We start from the raw sequence: 16466 nt of genomic DNA, 5'->3' as shown, positions 1-16466 counted from the left end.
CAGCATGGTTATCAACGCTCAACCATATTGCGCGCGTCCAGACCAAATGTCAGCTAATTGGTGGGGGCCGGACCTGTGGAACCGCGGACCGTGAGGTGCGTAGGCATAACGGCCAAGCGTCGGCTGGATCCAGCGTGCAGGGGATCCAGTTGCGCAAGCAGCATGGAGACGGCCACGCGTCCTGCCTGCTCAATCGGTGAGGCCATTGTGGTCAGGGGCGGATTGCAGAAGTCTGCCCCGAAGATGTCGTCGCAGCCCACAATGCTCATGTCCTCCGGCACTCGAAGACCACGTTCGCGGAGGCGCTGGAGCATGCCGATAGCGATGAGGTCATTGAAGACGATACACGCAGTGACCCCGCTGTGAACGGCGGCATCCGCAGCAGCTGCGCCGGACTGGGTCTTGGGGGCGAACGGCCCGATGCTGCGAACCTCAACTCCGCGTTCCTCGGCGGCTTCTGACAGTGAGGTCCAGCGCCGGGCGCTGGACTGGGAAACGGCGGGGCCGGAAACATACGCAACAGACGTGTGGCCCAGTGAAATCAGGTGGTCCAATGCCTGAGGCATGGCTGAGGGAGTGTCGATGATGACTGCGGGGACGCCGTCGACGTCGCGGTTAACGGTGACCATCGGCATCCGCGCGGCGGCAGCGGCAAGTGCTTCGTCGTTGAGGCGGGACGCTGCGACAATCACGCCGTCGGCGCTTTTACGCAACTGCTCCAGCGTGCTGGCCTCCACCTCGTCCGATTCCTCCGTATCAACCAGCAACTGCGTGTAGCCGGCCGCCTTCAACTGAAGCTGCGTTCCCCTGATGAGGTCGAAGTAGAACGGGTTGGTGATATCCGGAACCAGAACGCCCACCGCACCCGTGCGGCCGGAGCTCAGCGCTTTCGCTTGGGAATTGGGAGTGTAATTCAGCTCGACGGCGGCAGCCTGGATCCGCTCGCGGGTGCGGATATTGACGCGCTCAGGATTGGCAAGGGCCCTCGAAACGGTGGACGCTGCGACGCCACACAGCGCAGCAATGTCGTGGATGGTGGCAGGCCGGCCTGTTGCCATGGGTTGCGTCGCCATGGGCGTTCCTCTCTGAACGACAAAAATCATCCGGCTGTGACTACTGCCACACCGTTGAACAAGAATGCCACAGCATGGCAGCTTATGGCAATCGGTTGTCAATGGCGTGCCAAGTTGGCTAAACTCGAGGGATAAGACCGCCTGTGAACTGCGTCACCGCGCCTCCGTGTGTCGCTGCAGGACTACCTAGGAGACTTTCGTGACTCAACCCAGTGCCGTGTGGAGCCTGTCCGGTTTCGGCGACGAAGTAGACCCCGATCCCACCGTGCAGGCCGCCGTGCTGTTGGCCCTGGGTGCGAGCCACATTGAAGTCCGCAGCGCATGGGGGACCAATGTCTCGGAGCTTGGGCAGGACGCCGTCCGGCAACTCAAGGCGATCCTGGATGAGAAGGGACTCAAGGTTTCAGCTGTTGCCAGTCCCATCGGCAAGGTAGACGTCAGCCTTCCTGTGGAGCATGAGGTGACGCGGCTTCGCCAAATCATCTCCGTTGCCAAAACCCTGGAGACAAAATACGTCCGCATCTTCTCCTTCTATCGCGGAGTTGGCCAAAGCCAGGAGAGTATTCGCGACGCCGTCATGGAGCGAATGTCAGCACTGGCCGCAGAAGCTGCTGCGCACGGCATCGTCCTGCTCCATGAAAATGAAAAGGGCATTTATGGAGATACTCCCGATCGCGTCCTGGACATTATGCAGGCGGTGGACTCTCCCTCGCTTCGGGTTGCGTGGGACAACGCCAATTTCGTCCAAGTAGGCGTCAAGCCCTACACCGAGGGATATGCCATCCTGCGTCCCTACCTTGAATATCTACAGGTCAAGGACGCAATCGCCAGCACAGGTGAAGTGGTTCCCTCCGGCGAAGGCGACGGCGAATTGGACGCGACCATCAGCGCCCTTGCCGCGGACGGTTACACCGGCTTCGCCTCGCTGGAGCCGCACCTGGCCAGTGCCCACGAGCTGGGCGGGTACTCGGGGCCGGTTGCCTTCGGAATCGCGGCCCGCGCCTTTGCCGGCCTCGCTGCCAAGAATGGCGTTTCCCTGGCCTGACGGCCTGCGCTCAACAGTTCAGCATTAACCTTCAAAGGAGCAGGTATGCCTACAGCGGCAGTTATTGGTTGCGGCGACATCTCGACTATTCACTTTTCGGCCCTGGCCACCATGGACAACGCCGAATTGGTGGCGGTCTCCGATACCGATCCTGAAAGGTTGGAATCGGCCTCAGCGGAGCACGGCGTCCCAGGCTACGCGGATTACCTGGACATGCTCCAGAAGGTGCGCCCCGACGTCGTGCATATCTGTACGCCCCACCATCTTCATGCTTCAGTTGCCGCTGACTGCCTGGAGCGCGGCGTGAACGTCATCGTGGAGAAGCCACTTGCCCACACGCTGGCCGAGGGGCGGCGATTGATCGAGGTTGCGGAGCGAAGTCCGGCAAAAATCGCTGTCTGCTTCCAGAACCGTTACAACGCGACGTCGCAAGCCATGCATGAACTGCTCGACGGCGGCACGCTGGGTCAGGTGATCGGCGCCTCGGCAACTGTCATGTGGCACCGCGAGGGCAGCTACTACCGCAGCCGCCCATGGCGTGGCACGTGGGCGGAGGGTGGAGGTGGCCTCATGATGAACCAAGCCATTCATACCGTAGACCTGTTGCAGTGGCTGGTGGGTGATGTTGCCAAGGTGGAGGGGCACGCGTCCACCCGTTCGTTGGGTGGCGTGATCGAGGTGGAAGACACCGCGGAGTTCGTGGCCGAGCATGTGAACGGCGCGCGGAGTGTCTTCTACGCAACACTGGCCAATGCGGTGAATGCGCCCGTCACCTTGGACATCGTGACAGAGAAGGCAACACTCAGCCTGCGCGGTGACCTCACGGTGACTTATGCCGACGGCACGGTGGACGTCGTCCCCGAGAGGGTGGCGGAAACGGGGGGAAGATCCTATTGGGGGGTTTCCCACGAACTGCTGATTGCAGATTTCTACAACAAACTGCAGGACGCCGGGCCGTTCTGGATCAGCCCGGCTGAGGCCGGTAAATCCTTGGCCATCATCAAGGACATTTACGCGCAAAGTTACCCGGAGATTACTGATCAGGTGGGGTGAGCCCACCGGGCGAGCATTCCTCGAAACCCACTTGGCAACAATTTAAGAAACTTTTGACAATCGGTTGCCAAGGCCGCGCAAAGTCCGTACTGTAAATCCCATAACCACAAAATGTGGCGCAGGCCACATGCCCCAAGCTCTGATTCGTATCAGGCAAAGACTCAGTAGGAGCCGACAATGAAGTTAGGTCCCAAGGCGGCAGCAGCCGCCATCGTACTTAGCGCCTCCCTGGCGCTCACCGCTTGTGGCGGCGGGGGCGCCGGAACCGGAGCCGGTTCGAATGCCGGTGGCGGAACCACAGTGACCGCACTGACGCTCGGTACCCTCCGGGACATCACTTCCTGGGATCCGGCACAGGCCCATGTTGGTCACGCTCTCCAGCCATACCAGGCAGCGTACGACTCCCTGATCCTCCGCGAACCGGACGGCAAACTCAGCCCGATGCTCGCCACGGCATGGAAGTACAACGACACCAACACCAAGCTCACTGTTGACCTCCGTACGGACGTCACCTTCAGCGACGGTGCCAAGTTCGATGCCACGGCTGCCAAGGCCAACCTGGACCACTTCAAGAAGGCCAACGGACCCCAGATGGCCCAGCTCGGTTCGGTCTCGGATATCGCCGTAGTGGACCAGGACACCATCGACATCAACCTCAGCGCGGCAGAGCCGGCGCTGGAATACTTCCTGAGCCAGGCTGCCGGCCTCATGGGAAGCCCCGCAGCACTGGGCACCGACGCCATCAAGACCGTTCCCGTGGGCTCGGGCCCTTACGTCATGGACAAGGCAGCCTCCGTGAAGGATTCGCAGACTGTCTTCACCGCCCGGGAAGGCTACTGGAACAAGGACCTCCAGAAGTTCAAGAAGCTGACGCTAAAGATCCTCACCGATCCGACTGCCCGTACCAACGCATTGGTATCCGGCCAGATCGACGCCACGCTGCTGGATCCCAAGAATGGCAAGCAGGCCGAGGGCGCCAAGATGAAGCTTGAAACCAACCAGGTGGACTGGTCCGGATTGCTGCTCCTTGATCGCGATGGAACCAAGAACCCGGCCCTGGCCAACGTCAAGGTCCGTCAGGCCATCAACCACGCTTTTGATCGGAAGACCATCCTGGACCAGGTAATGCTGGGCCAAGGCACTCCCACCACTCAGCCGTTCGGCAAGGACAGCGGGGCTTGGACCGAGGAGCTGGAGAACTACTACAGCTACGATCCGGGGAAGGCCAAGCAGCTTCTGAAGGAGTCCGGCTTCGAGGGCAAGGTCAGCATCGACGTTCCCACCCTTCCCGGTGCTGAAACCCTGATTTCCGTGCTCAAGCAGCAGCTTGCCGATGTGGGAATCACGCTGAACCCGGGCGCGGCCATCACCAACACCTTCACTGCGGATGTTGCAGCCCAGAAGTACCATGCCATGTTCTTCAACCTATTCCAGGGTGAGCCCACCGTGGCGATTGACCAGATCGTCTCCACCAAGGCTCTGTACAACCCTTTCAAAAACACCACTCCTGAGCTCGAGGCCAAGATCGCGGCCGTGCGCACCGGTGGTGCAGATGCCGGCAAGCTGGCCCAGGAAGTCAACAAATACGTGGTGGAACAAGCCTGGTTCGCTCCTCTGTTCCGTGTGAACCAGATGTACTACCACAACGACAAAGTGAACGTCACGCCGCAGGTGCAGCAGGCCGTTCCGTCCATCTACAACTACTCGCCCGCCAAGTAGGACTCCATGATCAAGTTCATTGCGAAAAGACTGGGCAGTGGTCTGGTGGTGTTGTTCGTAGTCTCGGTCCTCACCTTCACCCTGCTGTACACCTCCAGCGGAAGTATCGCCCAGAACATCCTGGGGGACCAGGCAACACCTGAACAGGTTGCCTTGAAGGAGCAGGAACTGGGACTCGACCAGCCACTCTTTGTCCGTTACTTCGCCTGGCTTGGCGATGCCCTCACAGGCAACCTTGGAGCCTCGTGGTTCACCTCGGAGCCGGTGGCCAACTCTCTGGCCACCCGCATCCCGGTGACCATGACCATGGTCTTCACCGCAATGATCCTGATCGCCATTTGCGCAGCACTGATCGGTGTTGCCGCAGCCGTGAAGCGCGGCTGGGTGGACAGGGTGGTCCAGATCGGCGCGATCGTCGGGGACTCCATCCCGGGGTATGTGATCGGCGTGTTCCTGGTAACCATCCTGGCCATCCAGCTGGGGTTCTTCCCCGCCACCAGCACCATCTCTCCGGGGGTGGGGCCGGAGGCTTGGGTCTACTCCATGACGCTTCCGGTGATCGCGCTGCTGATCAACGGCGTAACCGGTGGCGCTCAGCAGATCCGCAGCGCCGTGATCAAGCAGCTTGAGCGTGACTACGTCCGGACGCTGCGCAGCCGCGGCATCGGGGAGCGCGAAATCCTCTTCAAGCACGTGCTCCGCAGTGCGGCACCTGCAGGCCTGACCGTGTTGAGCCTGCAACTGATCGGCATGTTGGGCGGCGTGGTGATCATCGAGCAGATCTTCGCCCTGCCCGGCATGGGTCCGCTGGCGGTCACCGCTACTACCCAAACCGACCTTCCTGTCGTCATGGGAGTGGTGATGTACACCGTGGTGGTGGTCATCGTCGTGAACCTCCTGGTGGACATCCTCAATGGTTGGCTCAACCCGAAAGTACGTGTCTCATGAGCGACTCCGTAGAAACCGCTGGTGTTACCGCGCCGGTTCCCACCGGTCAGAGCGGTACGGTGGTCCGTTCCACCGTGATGCGCCGCCTCCTGAAGAACCCCATGGGCATCGCCTCCTTGGCGATCCTGCTGACAATCGCAGCGCTGGCCATTCTTGCGCCGGTGATCGCACCCTTCGAAGAGAACTTCGCCAACATCTCCAAGACCCTGGCCGCTCCGGATTCAGTCAACATCATGGGCACGGACAGCGCGGGACGCGATACTTGGAGCCGGTTACTCTTCGGCGCCCAGCTGACCTTGTTGTCGGCGTTGCTTTGTGCCGGTGTGGCCATCGCCATCGGACTCCCGGCCGGCCTGATTGCCGGATACTACGCCGGCAAATTTGAAGCGGTCTCCAACTGGGTGGTCAGCATCCTCATGAGCCTGCCCGGCCTGATCGTCCTGCTTACCATCCGCGCAGCCTTCGGCCCGTCTGTGTGGATCTCGATGATCGCTTTCGGCATCCTGATCAGTCCTTCCTACTTCCGACTCACCCGCACTGCAGTGCAGTCGGTCAGGAACGAGCTCTACGTCGATGCCGCCCGTGTCTCCGGCCTTTCCGATCTCAGCATCATCGCCCGCCATATCTTTTCCGTGGTCCGGGCACCCATCATCATCCAAACCGCCGCAATTGCCGGTGTTGCCATCGCCATCCAGTCCGGGCTCGAGTTCCTTGGCTTGGGCGATCCCACCAAGGCAACCTGGGGCGTCATGCTCTCCGAGGGTTTCAAGAACGTCTACCTCACCCCAATGCTGCTCCTTTGGCCGGCACTGGCCATGGCGCTCACCATTGGCGGACTGGTCCTGCTGGGCAACGCCATCCGCGACGCCCTGGAAGACGGCGAGAAGATCAAGCACCGCAAAAAGGCCGTCTCTGCTGAAAGCACAAGTTTTTCTGCAAGCACGACGGCGGACACCGCCAAGGCGCGCCAGTCACGGAAGTCCGTGGCCGCCGTCGACGCCGGAACCGAGCACCACCTGGTCAAGGTGACCAACCTGGGCGTCGGCTATCCGCAGGCGGACGGTTCCATCAAAAAGGTAGTGGACGACGTTTCCTTCCACGTGGACCGCGGCGAAATCCTAGGCATTGTTGGCGAATCGGGTTCGGGCAAGTCCCAGACCGCGTTCTCCATCCTCGGCCTGCTGCCGGATAACGCGCGGATCGTGGGCGGTTCCATCCAGTTCGATGGCAACTACACAGTGGCTCCGGGTGAGGACCGCGTCAGCCAGGAGCGGTTGTCCAAACTGCGCGGCAAGCGGATCTCCTACATACCGCAGGAACCCATGAGCAACCTGGACCCGGCCTTCACCATCGGGTACCAGCTGGTCACCCCCATGGTCCGTGTCCTGGGAGTCTCCAAAGCGGAAGCCCGCGAGCGTGCGCTCAAACTGCTCACCGACGTTGGCATTACCAACCCGGAGCGCACTTTCAACGCTTACCCGCACGAGGTCTCCGGCGGCATGGCCCAGCGTGTGCTGATCGCCGGTGCCATCAGTTGCGAACCGGACCTGGTGATTGCCGACGAACCCACCACCGCCTTGGATGTCACTGTGCAGGCCGACGTGTTGGACCTGCTGCGCGAGCTGCAGCAGCGACTCAACATCGGCGTGATCCTGGTGACCCACAACTTCGGCGTTGTTGCCGATCTTTGCGATCGCGTGGTCGTTATGCAGAACGGTCGGCTCGTGGAAGAAGGAACCGTCCGCGAGATCCTCCGCAACCCGAAAGAGCCTTACACGCAGACCCTGCTGGGGTCCATGCTCGAAGGAAAGACCCCCATGACCATGCTTGTGTCCAAGCCTGGATCAGCCGCAGAGAAGGAGCCGGTGGCATGAGTATCCCTTTTGACTCATCGCAGGGGGCACCGCTCCTGTCCGTGGAGAACCTGGTGGTGGAGTACCCCAGCAAGAGGTTCCGGGCCAAGCCTTTCCGGGCGCTGACGGACATCAACATCACCATTGGACAGGGTGAGACCTTAGGCCTGGTGGGGGAGTCCGGTTCGGGCAAGACCACCTTGGGCAGGGCAGTTCTTGGCCTGGCACCCGTCACCGCAGGAAAAGTGGTCTTCGAAGGCAATGACATCAGCAACGCCTCCCGTAGGGAACGCCGCACACTGAGCCGGGACCTCCAAGTGGTGTTCCAGGACCCCTACACCTCGCTGAACCCGGCGCTGGAAATTGGCGACATCCTCGCTGAACCCCTGGGCGTGCAGGGCATGGAGCCCGCTGCCGCCAAGAAACGCGTGAAGGAACTGCTGGACCAAGTGGGCCTGCCAACCGACGCAATTCACCGGCTGCCGCGCGAGTTCAGCGGTGGCCAGCGCCAGCGCGTTGCAATCGCCCGGGCTCTGGCGCTGTCGCCCAAACTCATCGTCTGCGATGAGCCCGTGAGCGCATTGGACCTCTCCACTCAGGCCCGCGTGCTGGACCTGTTCCTGCAGATCCAGAAGGACACGGGTGTTTCGTACTTGTTCGTGTCCCACGACCTCGATGTGGTGCGGCACATCAGCCACCGCGTGGCTGTCATGTACCACGGCGAAATCGTGGAGCAAGGCCCCGCCGAGATAGTCACCCGGGATCCCGAACACCCATACACCCAGCGGCTACTGCTCGCCTCGCCGGTGCCCGATCCTGACCGGCAGGAACAACGCCGGGCGGACCGCCATCGCTTGCTCGCGAACCAGCGCAGCCAAATCGAGCAGCAAGGTGCTGTGGCCTAAACGGCCCGGCCTCAGATTGATAAACATCCAGGGTCCGGAAGGACCCGGAAAACCCCGGAGGAAAAAGTGGCCACAATAGGCGTCCAAGCCATGATGCTGAAGGACAGTTTTGCTGACGCTGGAGCATTTGAAACGCTCCGCAAGGTCAGCGCGATCGGCTACAACGCCGTCGAAATTTCCCAAATCCCCATGACCCCGGAGAACGTGGGCGAGCTGGAACGCTCGCGAACTGAGCTGGGCATGGATATCGCCGCACTTTCGGTGAATATCGAAGGCCGCAAAGGCATGCCCGTGGAATCGCTGGCGGACAACTTCGACAAGATCGTGGACGATGCCAAGCGGCTGGATACCTCGTTGCTGCGCATCGGCATGCTTCCGTTCGGGGCGATGAAGTCATTGGAATCGGTGGTTGAATTCGCCAAGCAAGCCAATGGTTATGCCGAACGGCTGCAGGAACAGGGCATCAGCTTGTACTACCACAACCACCACATTGAGTTCGCCAAGTTTGACGGCAAATACATGCTGGACATCATCGCCGAAAACTCCCCGGCCATGGGCATGGAGATTGACGTGCACTGGGTGCAGCGCGGTGGCTTGGACCCCGTGCGAACCCTCGAAAAGTACGCTGGCAAGACTGCCATGGTGCACCTCAAGGACTACAGGATCGGTCAGATGCCGGCTGCTGCTTTCGGGCTCCTGGAGAAGGGCGACTTCCCGGGTTTCATGGCGGACTTCAAGAATGTGGTGCAGTTCGCCGAAGTGGGCGAGGGCAATCTGGACTTCCCATCGATCATCCCCGCAGCGGTGGAAGCCGGTGCCCGGTACCTCCTGGTGGAGCAGGACGAACTGTATGGACGGACCGTCTGGGATGCACTCCAGACCTCATACGACAACCTGGTGGCCATGGGCCACGCTGACCTTTTCTAGATTTCGACACAGGAGACTGCATTCATGAGCAAGAAAGTACGCCTGGGCATCATAGGCTTGGGCCAGCAAGGCGGCGCCTACGCCAAGTTCATCACGGACGGCCTGGTACCCAACATGGAGATCGGCGCCATTTGCGACGTCGATCCTGCCAAGAAGGAACTTGCCGCATCCCAGTATCCGGATGTCCCGTTCTACGACGACTACATCTCGATGCTGGAAAGCGGCGTCGTGGACGCGATCGTCACGTGCGTACCCCACTTCCTGCACCCGGAGATGGGCATCGAAACACTCAAGCGCAACATCCATGCGCTCGTGGAGAAGCCAGCCGGTGTCTACACCAAGCAGGTCAAGGAACTGAACGAGTTCGCCGCCTCCAAGCCTGAGCTGTCCTTCGGCATCATGTTCAACCAGCGCAACAACCCGCTGTACAAGAAGCTCAAGGAAATCGTCGATAACGGCGAGATCGGCAAGATCCGGCGCTCCAACTGGATCATCACCAATTGGTGGCGCCCGCAGGGCTACTATAACTCGAGCGAATGGCGCGCTACCTGGGGTGGTGAGGGCGGTGGCGTTTTGGTCAACCAGGCCCCTCACCAGCTGGACCTGTGGCAGTGGATCTGTGGCGTCCCCCAGTCCGTGTACTCCAAGGTGGCGTACGGCTTCCGCCGTGACATCGCCGTCGAGGATGAAGTCACCGCAGTAGTGGACTATGGCGACGGCGCCACGGGCGTTTTCGTGACGGCTACCCACGACCTCGTTGGAACCGACAGGTTCGAAATCCTGGGTGACCAGGGCAAGATCGTGGTGGAGGACAGCAAGGTGGCCACTGTCACCCGCCTGGTCAAGCCTGAGCGTGAGATCAGCGACTCGATGGACATGGACGGTGTCCGCAAGCTCTTCATGGGCCAGTTGAACCGCGAGGAGTTGTACAGCAGCGAGGTCATCGAATTCGAGTCTGCCTGGGGCGGCCAGCACGCTGGCGTCCTGGAAAATTTCGCTGCCAACATCCTGGACGGCACGCCTCTGCTTGCTCCAGGCTCGGACGGGATTAATGGCGTCCGCCTGGCCAACGCCATCCACCTCTCCAGCTGGACCGGCAAGGAAGTTTCGCTGGACTTTGACGAGGACGAGTTCCTCCAGGAGCTCAACAAGCGCATCGCTGAAGAGGGTAAATTCCCCGAGCGTTCCTAATCAAGGCAGGCCGGTTGCCACATCAATGGATGGCAACCGGCCTGTTTTGTTGCCAAGCGGTCTACGATGGAGCGGTGACTGACGTGACGAGCTCCGGAGCATCTACTGCCACCACCAAACGTGGACGGGGGGAGAAGTCCTCTGCCACCATTTACGACATCGCCAAGCTGGCAGGAGTTAATCCGTCTACGGTGTCCCGCGCCTTGAGCAAGCCCGGCAGGGTCAGCGCCAAGACGCAGAAGATCATCGAAGATGCGGCGGCGGAGCTGAACTATCAGGTGAATCCGTTCGCTCGTGCCCTCCCCACCGGCCGTACCCAAACCATCGGTTTGATAGTCGCAGACATCACCAATCCCACATTCTTCGACATCATACGCGGTGCGGAAACCACAGGATCCGCCCGCGACTACACGCTGGTCCTGGCTGAGTCTGCCGAGTCACCGGAGACCGAAGTAACAGCGGCCCGGCGCCTGCTGAGCACCGTGGATGGCCTCATCCTGGCCAGCCCCCGGATGCACGACGACCAGATCCGGGCCTTGGCTTCGGACAAGCCCGTGGCCGTCATCAACCGTGAAATTACCGGCGTTCCATGCGTTGTCCCGGACGTGAACAAGGGCATCAGCGAGGCAGTGCGCAGCTTGGCTGCCAACGGCCACGAAAAGCTCGCGTACGTTGCCGGCCCCAAACAGTCCTGGATGACTGCACGCCGGTGGGATGGCGTCAAAGCCGCTGCAGAGTGGTCCAAGCTCAGCGCGGTGCGCCTTGAGTCGTCCAAGCCGACGGTGGATGGCGGCCGGCAGGTTGCCCGTGAAGTGTTGGAAAGCGGGGCGACGGCGGTGATCACCTACAACGACCTCCTCGCCATCGGCTTGATGCAAGAGCTCCAGGCCGGCGGGATGAGTGTCCCGGACCAGATCAGCATTGTGGGCTTTGACGACATTTTCGGTGCCGATTTCACTACTCCTGCGTTGACCACAGTGCGCTCACCGTTGGGGGAGTGCGGCACCCGTGCCGTGACTATCCTCCTGGACATGCTGCAGGGCCATGAGGCTCCGGACGAGGCTGTCAGGGTTGAGACGGAACTCGTGGTGCGAGGGTCCAGCGGGCGTCTCCTCTCCTGACCTCTCCATCCGTTTGCACAATGCATTGCAACGAATTGGCAATTTTTGGCAACCGGTTGACAAAGCGATGAGCCGGACCGCAAGATTGACCTATGTCACAGTCCATTGCCGCACACCCTGACAGGCTCCTGCCCGCAGATCCCGGGACGCGAAGCATCGCGCGATCCTTGCTGGAACGCGTCCAGGACCTGCCCATCATTTCTCCCCACGGCCACGTTGACGCCGCTGTCATCGAACAGGACACGCCGTTCCCCGACCCCGCAGCACTTTTGGTCAGCCCGGACCACTACGTCACCCGCCTGATTCACGCCAACGGTGTTCCGATGGATCAGTTGCTGACAGGCGCGGCGTCCGCGCCGGAGTCCCGGGAGATCTGGCGACAGTTCGTCGAAGCCTGGCCGCTGTTCGAAGGCACAGCCTCCGGGTACTGGCTGCGCACCCAGTTCAACGATGTATTCAAACTCGGCGCAGATCTCAGTGAGCTGCCGTCCGATGCCAGCTATGACGCGATCGCCGCGAAGCTGGTTGAGCCGGACTTCCGCCCCCGGCAGCTTTTCAAGGACTTCAACATCGAGGTCCTGGCCACCACGGATGATCCCATGGACAGCCTTGCCAGCCATAAGGCCCTCACCGATGACCCCAGCTTCAACGGCCGCGTGCTCCCCACCTTCCGCCCGGATGCCTACCTGAATGTGGCGCATCCCAACTGGAGCGCCAATGTGGACAGGCTGATCGCAACCGCGGGCGACGGGGCAACCGGCTACGCCGGCTACATCGCGGCCCTGGAAAACCGCCGTCGCTATTTCGTGGAGCATGGCGCAGTATCTGCGGACCATGGCGTCCGCACCCCCGCCACCCTCAAACTGGATGCCACGGAAGCGGAAGCGCTCTTTGAAAGGGCGCGCACCGGCAAGGCCACTGCGCAGGATCGAGACGCGTTTGAGGCCCACATGATGTACCAGATGGCTCGCATGTCTGTGGCCGACGGGCTGGTTATGACGATTCACCCGGGCTCTTATCGGAACCACCATGGCCCCACGTTCGAGTCGTTCGGGGCCGACACCGGTCACGACATTCCGTTCGCCGTGAACTACACCGAGGCCATCCGTCCTTTGCTGCAGGACTTCGGCACGGCCAAGGATTTCCACCTGGTGCTCTTCACGCTTGATGAGACCGTCTTCTCCCGTGAACTCGCGCCGTTGGCCGGGTTCTACCCGTCCGTCTACATCGGCGCACCGTGGTGGTTCCTCGATGCGCCGGACGCCATGCTCCGCTTCCGCTCCGCAGTCACCGAAACCGCCGGCTTCTCGCGGTCCTCCGGCTTCATCGATGACACCCGCGCGTTCTGCTCCATTCCCGCACGGCACGACGCCTCCCGCAGGATCGAAGCGTCCTTCCTTGCGCGCCTTGTAGCCGAGCACCGCGTCTCTGAAGACCGCGCGCATGAGCTGATTCTCGACGTCGTCGACTCCTCGCCCCGCAGGGTGTTCAAGCTATGACCGCCGAACTTCCGCGGCTAAACCGCGACGTCGCGCCGGACCGTAGGGCTCCAGTGCGCATCGTGCACCTGGGCCTAGGAGCTTTCCACCGCTCACATCAGGCCTGGTTCACGCAGCACGCCGGCGACGCGGGGGAGTGGGGCATCGCCTCATTCACCGGTCGTCGCCCGGACGCCGCCGAGGTCCTGGCCGCCCAGGATGGACTGTTCACAGTAGTGGAGCGCTCGGATTCCGGCGATACGTTCGAGGTTGTAGGCAGCATTGTTGAAGCCGTGGATGGCGCCAACGTGGACCGCTTAGTGGAGCTGGTGGCAGCGCCCCAAACCGCTGTGGTCACGCTAACTATCACCGAAGCCGCGTACGGTTCCAGCGCCGATGACCTTTCGCAGCTGCTTTCCGGCGAAAAGCCTGCGACGCCGTTGGGCCGTTTGGTCCTGGGGCTCGCCGCGCGCAGGAACGCCGACGCCGGCCCCCTCGCCGTTGTTTCGTGCGATAACCTCTCGGATAACGGCAATGTAGCGCGCAGGGCCGTGGTAGAGCTCGCCCGGGGAGTCGACGCCGGGCTGGCGGCCTGGATTGACACCAGCGTCAGCTTCGTCAGCACGTCAGTGGACAGGATTACGCCGCGCACCACCCCTGAAGACGTTGCCTTGGTCAGTGAGCGGTGCCGCTACCGGGATGAAGCACCTGTCGTCGCCGAGCCATTCCGTAACTGGGTTCTCAGTGGTGACTTCCCAGCCGGGCGCCCCCGCTGGGAGGACGCCGGCGCGGTTTTCGTGGACCATATTGAACCGTACGAAAACCGCAAACTGTGGCTCCTCAACGGCGCGCATTCCATCCTGGCCTACGCCGGCCAGCTGCGCGGGCACACGACAGTTGCCGAGGCCCTGGCCGATCCTGTGTGCTTGCAAGCTGTGGAGGAGTTTTGGGACGAAGCATCGCGGCACCTGGCCGGTGACGACCTGGGCATTCCCGAATACAGGGCGGCGTTGTTGGATCGCTTTGGCAATTCGCGGATCGCCCACCATCTCGCCCAGATCGCAACGGATGCAAGCACTAAGCTACGGATGCGGGCGATCCCCGTGCTCCGGGCTGAGCGTGAGGCGGGCAGGAGTGGTGAGGCCGCTGCGCGGATGATAGCTGTGTGGGCCTCTTTCGTGGAGGCGAATCCGGGTCTGCAAGACCCACAGTCGGATGCCGTGTCGGAAGCCAACCGGCTGGTCGGCGGTGAGCGGGTGGCTGCTCTCGTGGCATTGCTGGATGCTGAACTAGCCCGGGAGCCCGCGATAGTAAAACTCATAGAGGACCTCATCGCTGGCTTTCCGAACGCAATGGTGCCTGCTCGCGCGACGGCGTCGGGTACTGCGGCCTAGGAACCTGCACGATTTCTTGAGCTGCCCAAGCTGTCGATCCTCTTCGGCATCTTGGGCCGCTGCCGCTTAACGTGCCTGCCTTCACGTTGCGGGGCCTGCTTTGCGCGCTTTGGCGTGATCTTAGGGCGCAGAGCGGGCCACGCAACGCCCAGCGATTGGTGGAACTTTCAAGGAAATCTTCGGCAACCGATTGCCAAGCACTTGCCAAATTGGCTACAATTACAACAGCTGCACAACCGACCTTGATTCCAGTGGTTCCTATTTACTGTCGAGTCGGCTCGGACCGCAATGACGCGAAGGGTAAAGGAGCCCGCATTGAAAAAGCTCAGCAAACTCAGCATCGTCGGTTACGGTGCCGGCGACGCCGCCAATAATCTGGCCTTCACTACCGCCACCATGTTCCTTCTGGTCTACTACACGGATGTCGCAGGAATCTCGGCGGCCGCGGCAGGCACTTTGCTCCTGGTGGTGAGGATCTTCGACGCCTTCGCGGATGTCTTCGCTGGACGCATGGTTGACCGCTCCTACAGCAAGCGCTTTGGGAAGTTCCGTCCGTTCATCATGTTCGGCTCCATTCCGCTGCTGCTCCTCAGCGTCGCCACGTTCTCCGTGCCGCAACTGGGCGAGACGGGCACCTTGCTCTACGCCTACGTGACCTACGCTGCTTTGGGGCTGGCATATTCCCTGGTCAATATCCCCTATGGCTCGTTGGCGGGGGCCATGACGCAGGACCCCGGCGACCGCGCCAAGCTGGGTTCTGCCCGGATGGTGGGGGCACTGTTGGTGGGATCCGCCCTGGGCATCTTCGTCGCTCCACTGATCAAGCCCGGCGCAGACCTCCAGTCCACATTCACCACCATCACGTTTGCCTTCGTGGTGATCGGTGCGGCGCTCTACTTCTTCACTGTTCTCACCGCCAAGGAACGTGTTCATCGCTCGGTGCCCAATGTTTCCTTCAAGCAGAGCATGGACACCCTGAAAACCAATCGCCCGCTGCTCATGCTTTGCCTGAGCTCCTTCCTTTTCCTGACCGGCTATATGGCCTTGTCCTCAGTGCAGCTCTACTACTTGCGCGACGTCCTGGGTCGCTTGGATCTTTACCCGGTCCTGGCCATAGTCCAGCTGGTCATGACCCTGGCCCTGGCACCTTTGATGCCGAGGCTGGTTCGTAAGGTGGGCAAAAAGAACGTATACATCGCTGCCGGAGCGCTCTCCATGGTGGGCGGAATCATTGTTTTCTTCTCACCGTCATCCATGGTCTGGGTGGGGTTTTCCGGGCTGGTGATCAGCCTGATGGGTGTCATGGCCGTGAATATCGTGGTGTGGGCCTTGGAGGCAGACACCGTGGAATATGGCGAGTGGAAGACCGGCGTCCGGACCGAGGGAATCACCTACGCACTCTTCTCCTTCACGCGTAAGACCGGCCAGGCTGTAGGCGGCGCACTCGCTGCCTATTGCCTCGCGGCCGGGGGATACAAGTCGGGGGTTACGCAGAGTGCCGAAGCGCTGCAGGGAATTCAGTTCGCCGCCGGGGCGCTGCCGGCCATCATGACCATCCTGGCGATCGTAGTAATGACCAAATACAAACTCACTGACGCGCTTCACGCCCAAATTGTTGGGGAGATCCGCGCCCGCCGTTCTGCGGGAGTCGCGCTGGACGACGCCGGGAAAGCTCAGAAAGAAGCTGCTGCCAGCCGTGCAGCAAACGGCAAGGCGCAGGTCATGTAGAAATATCAAAGAATGCTAGGCAACCGGTTGC

13 protein-coding genes are annotated in these 16466 nt (G+C 61.4%); 12 read left to right on the top strand and 1 reads right to left on the bottom strand.

The features are described 5' to 3' along the window. Window positions 1-53 precede the first annotated feature (53 nt). Window positions 54-1073, bottom strand: a complete 1020-nt coding sequence (locus M1D89_RS21460) for a LacI family DNA-binding transcriptional regulator (protein ID WP_498646794.1) — start codon at window positions 1071-1073, stop codon at window positions 54-56. A gap of 199 nt (window positions 1074-1272) precedes the next feature. On the opposite strand from M1D89_RS21460, the gene M1D89_RS21455 reads away from it, so the two are divergent. The 12 genes from M1D89_RS21455 to uidB all read left to right on the top strand — a co-directional run bounded on the left by M1D89_RS21455 (window position 1273) and on the right by uidB (window position 16435). Then, window positions 1273-2118: a sugar phosphate isomerase/epimerase family protein gene (locus tag M1D89_RS21455; protein ID WP_498646793.1), complete on the top strand. Its 846-nt coding sequence runs from the start codon at window positions 1273-1275 to the stop codon at window positions 2116-2118. Between the two features lie 45 nt (window positions 2119-2163). After that, window positions 2164-3171 carry a Gfo/Idh/MocA family protein gene (locus M1D89_RS21450; protein ID WP_498646792.1) on the top strand — a complete coding sequence of 336 codons (1008 nt, stop codon included), beginning with the start codon at window positions 2164-2166 and terminating at the stop codon, window positions 3169-3171. A gap of 177 nt (window positions 3172-3348) precedes the next feature. Beyond that, window positions 3349-4890 carry an ABC transporter substrate-binding protein gene (locus M1D89_RS21445; RefSeq protein ID WP_498646790.1) on the top strand — a complete coding sequence of 514 codons (1542 nt, stop codon included), beginning with the start codon at window positions 3349-3351 and terminating at the stop codon, window positions 4888-4890. 6 nt (window positions 4891-4896) lie between these two features. Continuing rightward, complete coding sequence (locus tag M1D89_RS21440) at window positions 4897-5838, top strand: ABC transporter permease (RefSeq protein WP_498646788.1); 942 nt, start codon at window positions 4897-4899, stop codon at window positions 5836-5838. Next, complete coding sequence (locus M1D89_RS21435; protein WP_498646787.1) at window positions 5835-7712, top strand: dipeptide/oligopeptide/nickel ABC transporter permease/ATP-binding protein; 1878 nt, start codon at window positions 5835-5837, stop codon at window positions 7710-7712. The genes M1D89_RS21440 and M1D89_RS21435 overlap by 4 nt, the downstream gene beginning before the upstream one ends. Beyond that, a complete protein-coding gene (locus M1D89_RS21430) occupies window positions 7709-8596 on the top strand; it encodes an ATP-binding cassette domain-containing protein (protein WP_498646784.1) in 888 nt (295 codons plus the stop codon). Before M1D89_RS21435 ends, M1D89_RS21430 begins: the two co-directional genes overlap by 4 nt. Before the next feature lie 66 nt (window positions 8597-8662). After that, window positions 8663-9523: a sugar phosphate isomerase/epimerase family protein gene (locus M1D89_RS21425; RefSeq protein WP_498646782.1), complete on the top strand. Its 861-nt coding sequence runs from the start codon at window positions 8663-8665 to the stop codon at window positions 9521-9523. Window positions 9524-9547: 24 nt separating this feature from the next. Further along, the gene (locus M1D89_RS21420) at window positions 9548-10714 is read left to right on the top strand and encodes a Gfo/Idh/MocA family protein (protein ID WP_498646781.1); all 1167 of its coding nucleotides are present in this window, start codon (window positions 9548-9550) and stop codon (window positions 10712-10714) included. A gap of 74 nt (window positions 10715-10788) precedes the next feature. Continuing rightward, window positions 10789-11835 carry a LacI family DNA-binding transcriptional regulator gene (locus M1D89_RS21415; RefSeq protein WP_498646780.1) on the top strand — a complete coding sequence of 349 codons (1047 nt, stop codon included), beginning with the start codon at window positions 10789-10791 and terminating at the stop codon, window positions 11833-11835. Between the two features lie 92 nt (window positions 11836-11927). Further along, complete coding sequence (uxaC, locus tag M1D89_RS21410; protein WP_498646778.1) at window positions 11928-13334, top strand: glucuronate isomerase; 1407 nt, start codon at window positions 11928-11930, stop codon at window positions 13332-13334. Further along, the gene (locus M1D89_RS21405) at window positions 13331-14707 is read left to right on the top strand and encodes a mannitol dehydrogenase family protein (protein ID WP_498646775.1); all 1377 of its coding nucleotides are present in this window, start codon (window positions 13331-13333) and stop codon (window positions 14705-14707) included. Before uxaC ends, M1D89_RS21405 begins: the two co-directional genes overlap by 4 nt. A 315-nt stretch (window positions 14708-15022) precedes the next feature. Then, window positions 15023-16435 (top strand): glucuronide transporter, encoded by a 1413-nt coding sequence (gene uidB / locus M1D89_RS21400; protein ID WP_498646773.1) that lies wholly within the window; start codon window positions 15023-15025, stop codon window positions 16433-16435. Window positions 16436-16466 lie beyond the last annotated feature (31 nt).

Source organism: Arthrobacter sp. D3-18, from assembly GCF_054408525.1.
Note: the sequence above shows the minus strand (reverse complement) of the source record. Positions and strands in the feature narration are given on the sequence as shown.

What these genes read in the sequence shown, in the direction of transcription:
- M1D89_RS21435 (WP_498646787.1), top strand. Translation starts at nt 5,835, where the DNA reads ATGAGCGACTCCGTAGAAACCGCTGGTGTTACCGCGCCGGTTCCCACC.
- M1D89_RS21420 (WP_498646781.1), top strand. Translation starts at nt 9,548, where the DNA reads ATGAGCAAGAAAGTACGCCTGGGCATCATAGGCTTGGGCCAGCAAGGC.
- uxaC (WP_498646778.1), top strand. Translation starts at nt 11,928, where the DNA reads ATGTCACAGTCCATTGCCGCACACCCTGACAGGCTCCTGCCCGCAGAT.
- M1D89_RS21460 (WP_498646794.1), bottom strand. Translation starts at nt 1,073, where the DNA reads ATGGCGACGCAACCCATGGCAACAGGCCGGCCTGCCACCATCCACGAC.
- M1D89_RS21440 (WP_498646788.1), top strand. Translation starts at nt 4,897, where the DNA reads ATGATCAAGTTCATTGCGAAAAGACTGGGCAGTGGTCTGGTGGTGTTG.
- M1D89_RS21405 (WP_498646775.1), top strand. Translation starts at nt 13,331, where the DNA reads ATGACCGCCGAACTTCCGCGGCTAAACCGCGACGTCGCGCCGGACCGT.
- M1D89_RS21450 (WP_498646792.1), top strand. Translation starts at nt 2,164, where the DNA reads ATGCCTACAGCGGCAGTTATTGGTTGCGGCGACATCTCGACTATTCAC.
- M1D89_RS21430 (WP_498646784.1), top strand. Translation starts at nt 7,709, where the DNA reads ATGAGTATCCCTTTTGACTCATCGCAGGGGGCACCGCTCCTGTCCGTG.
- M1D89_RS21445 (WP_498646790.1), top strand. Translation starts at nt 3,349, where the DNA reads ATGAAGTTAGGTCCCAAGGCGGCAGCAGCCGCCATCGTACTTAGCGCC.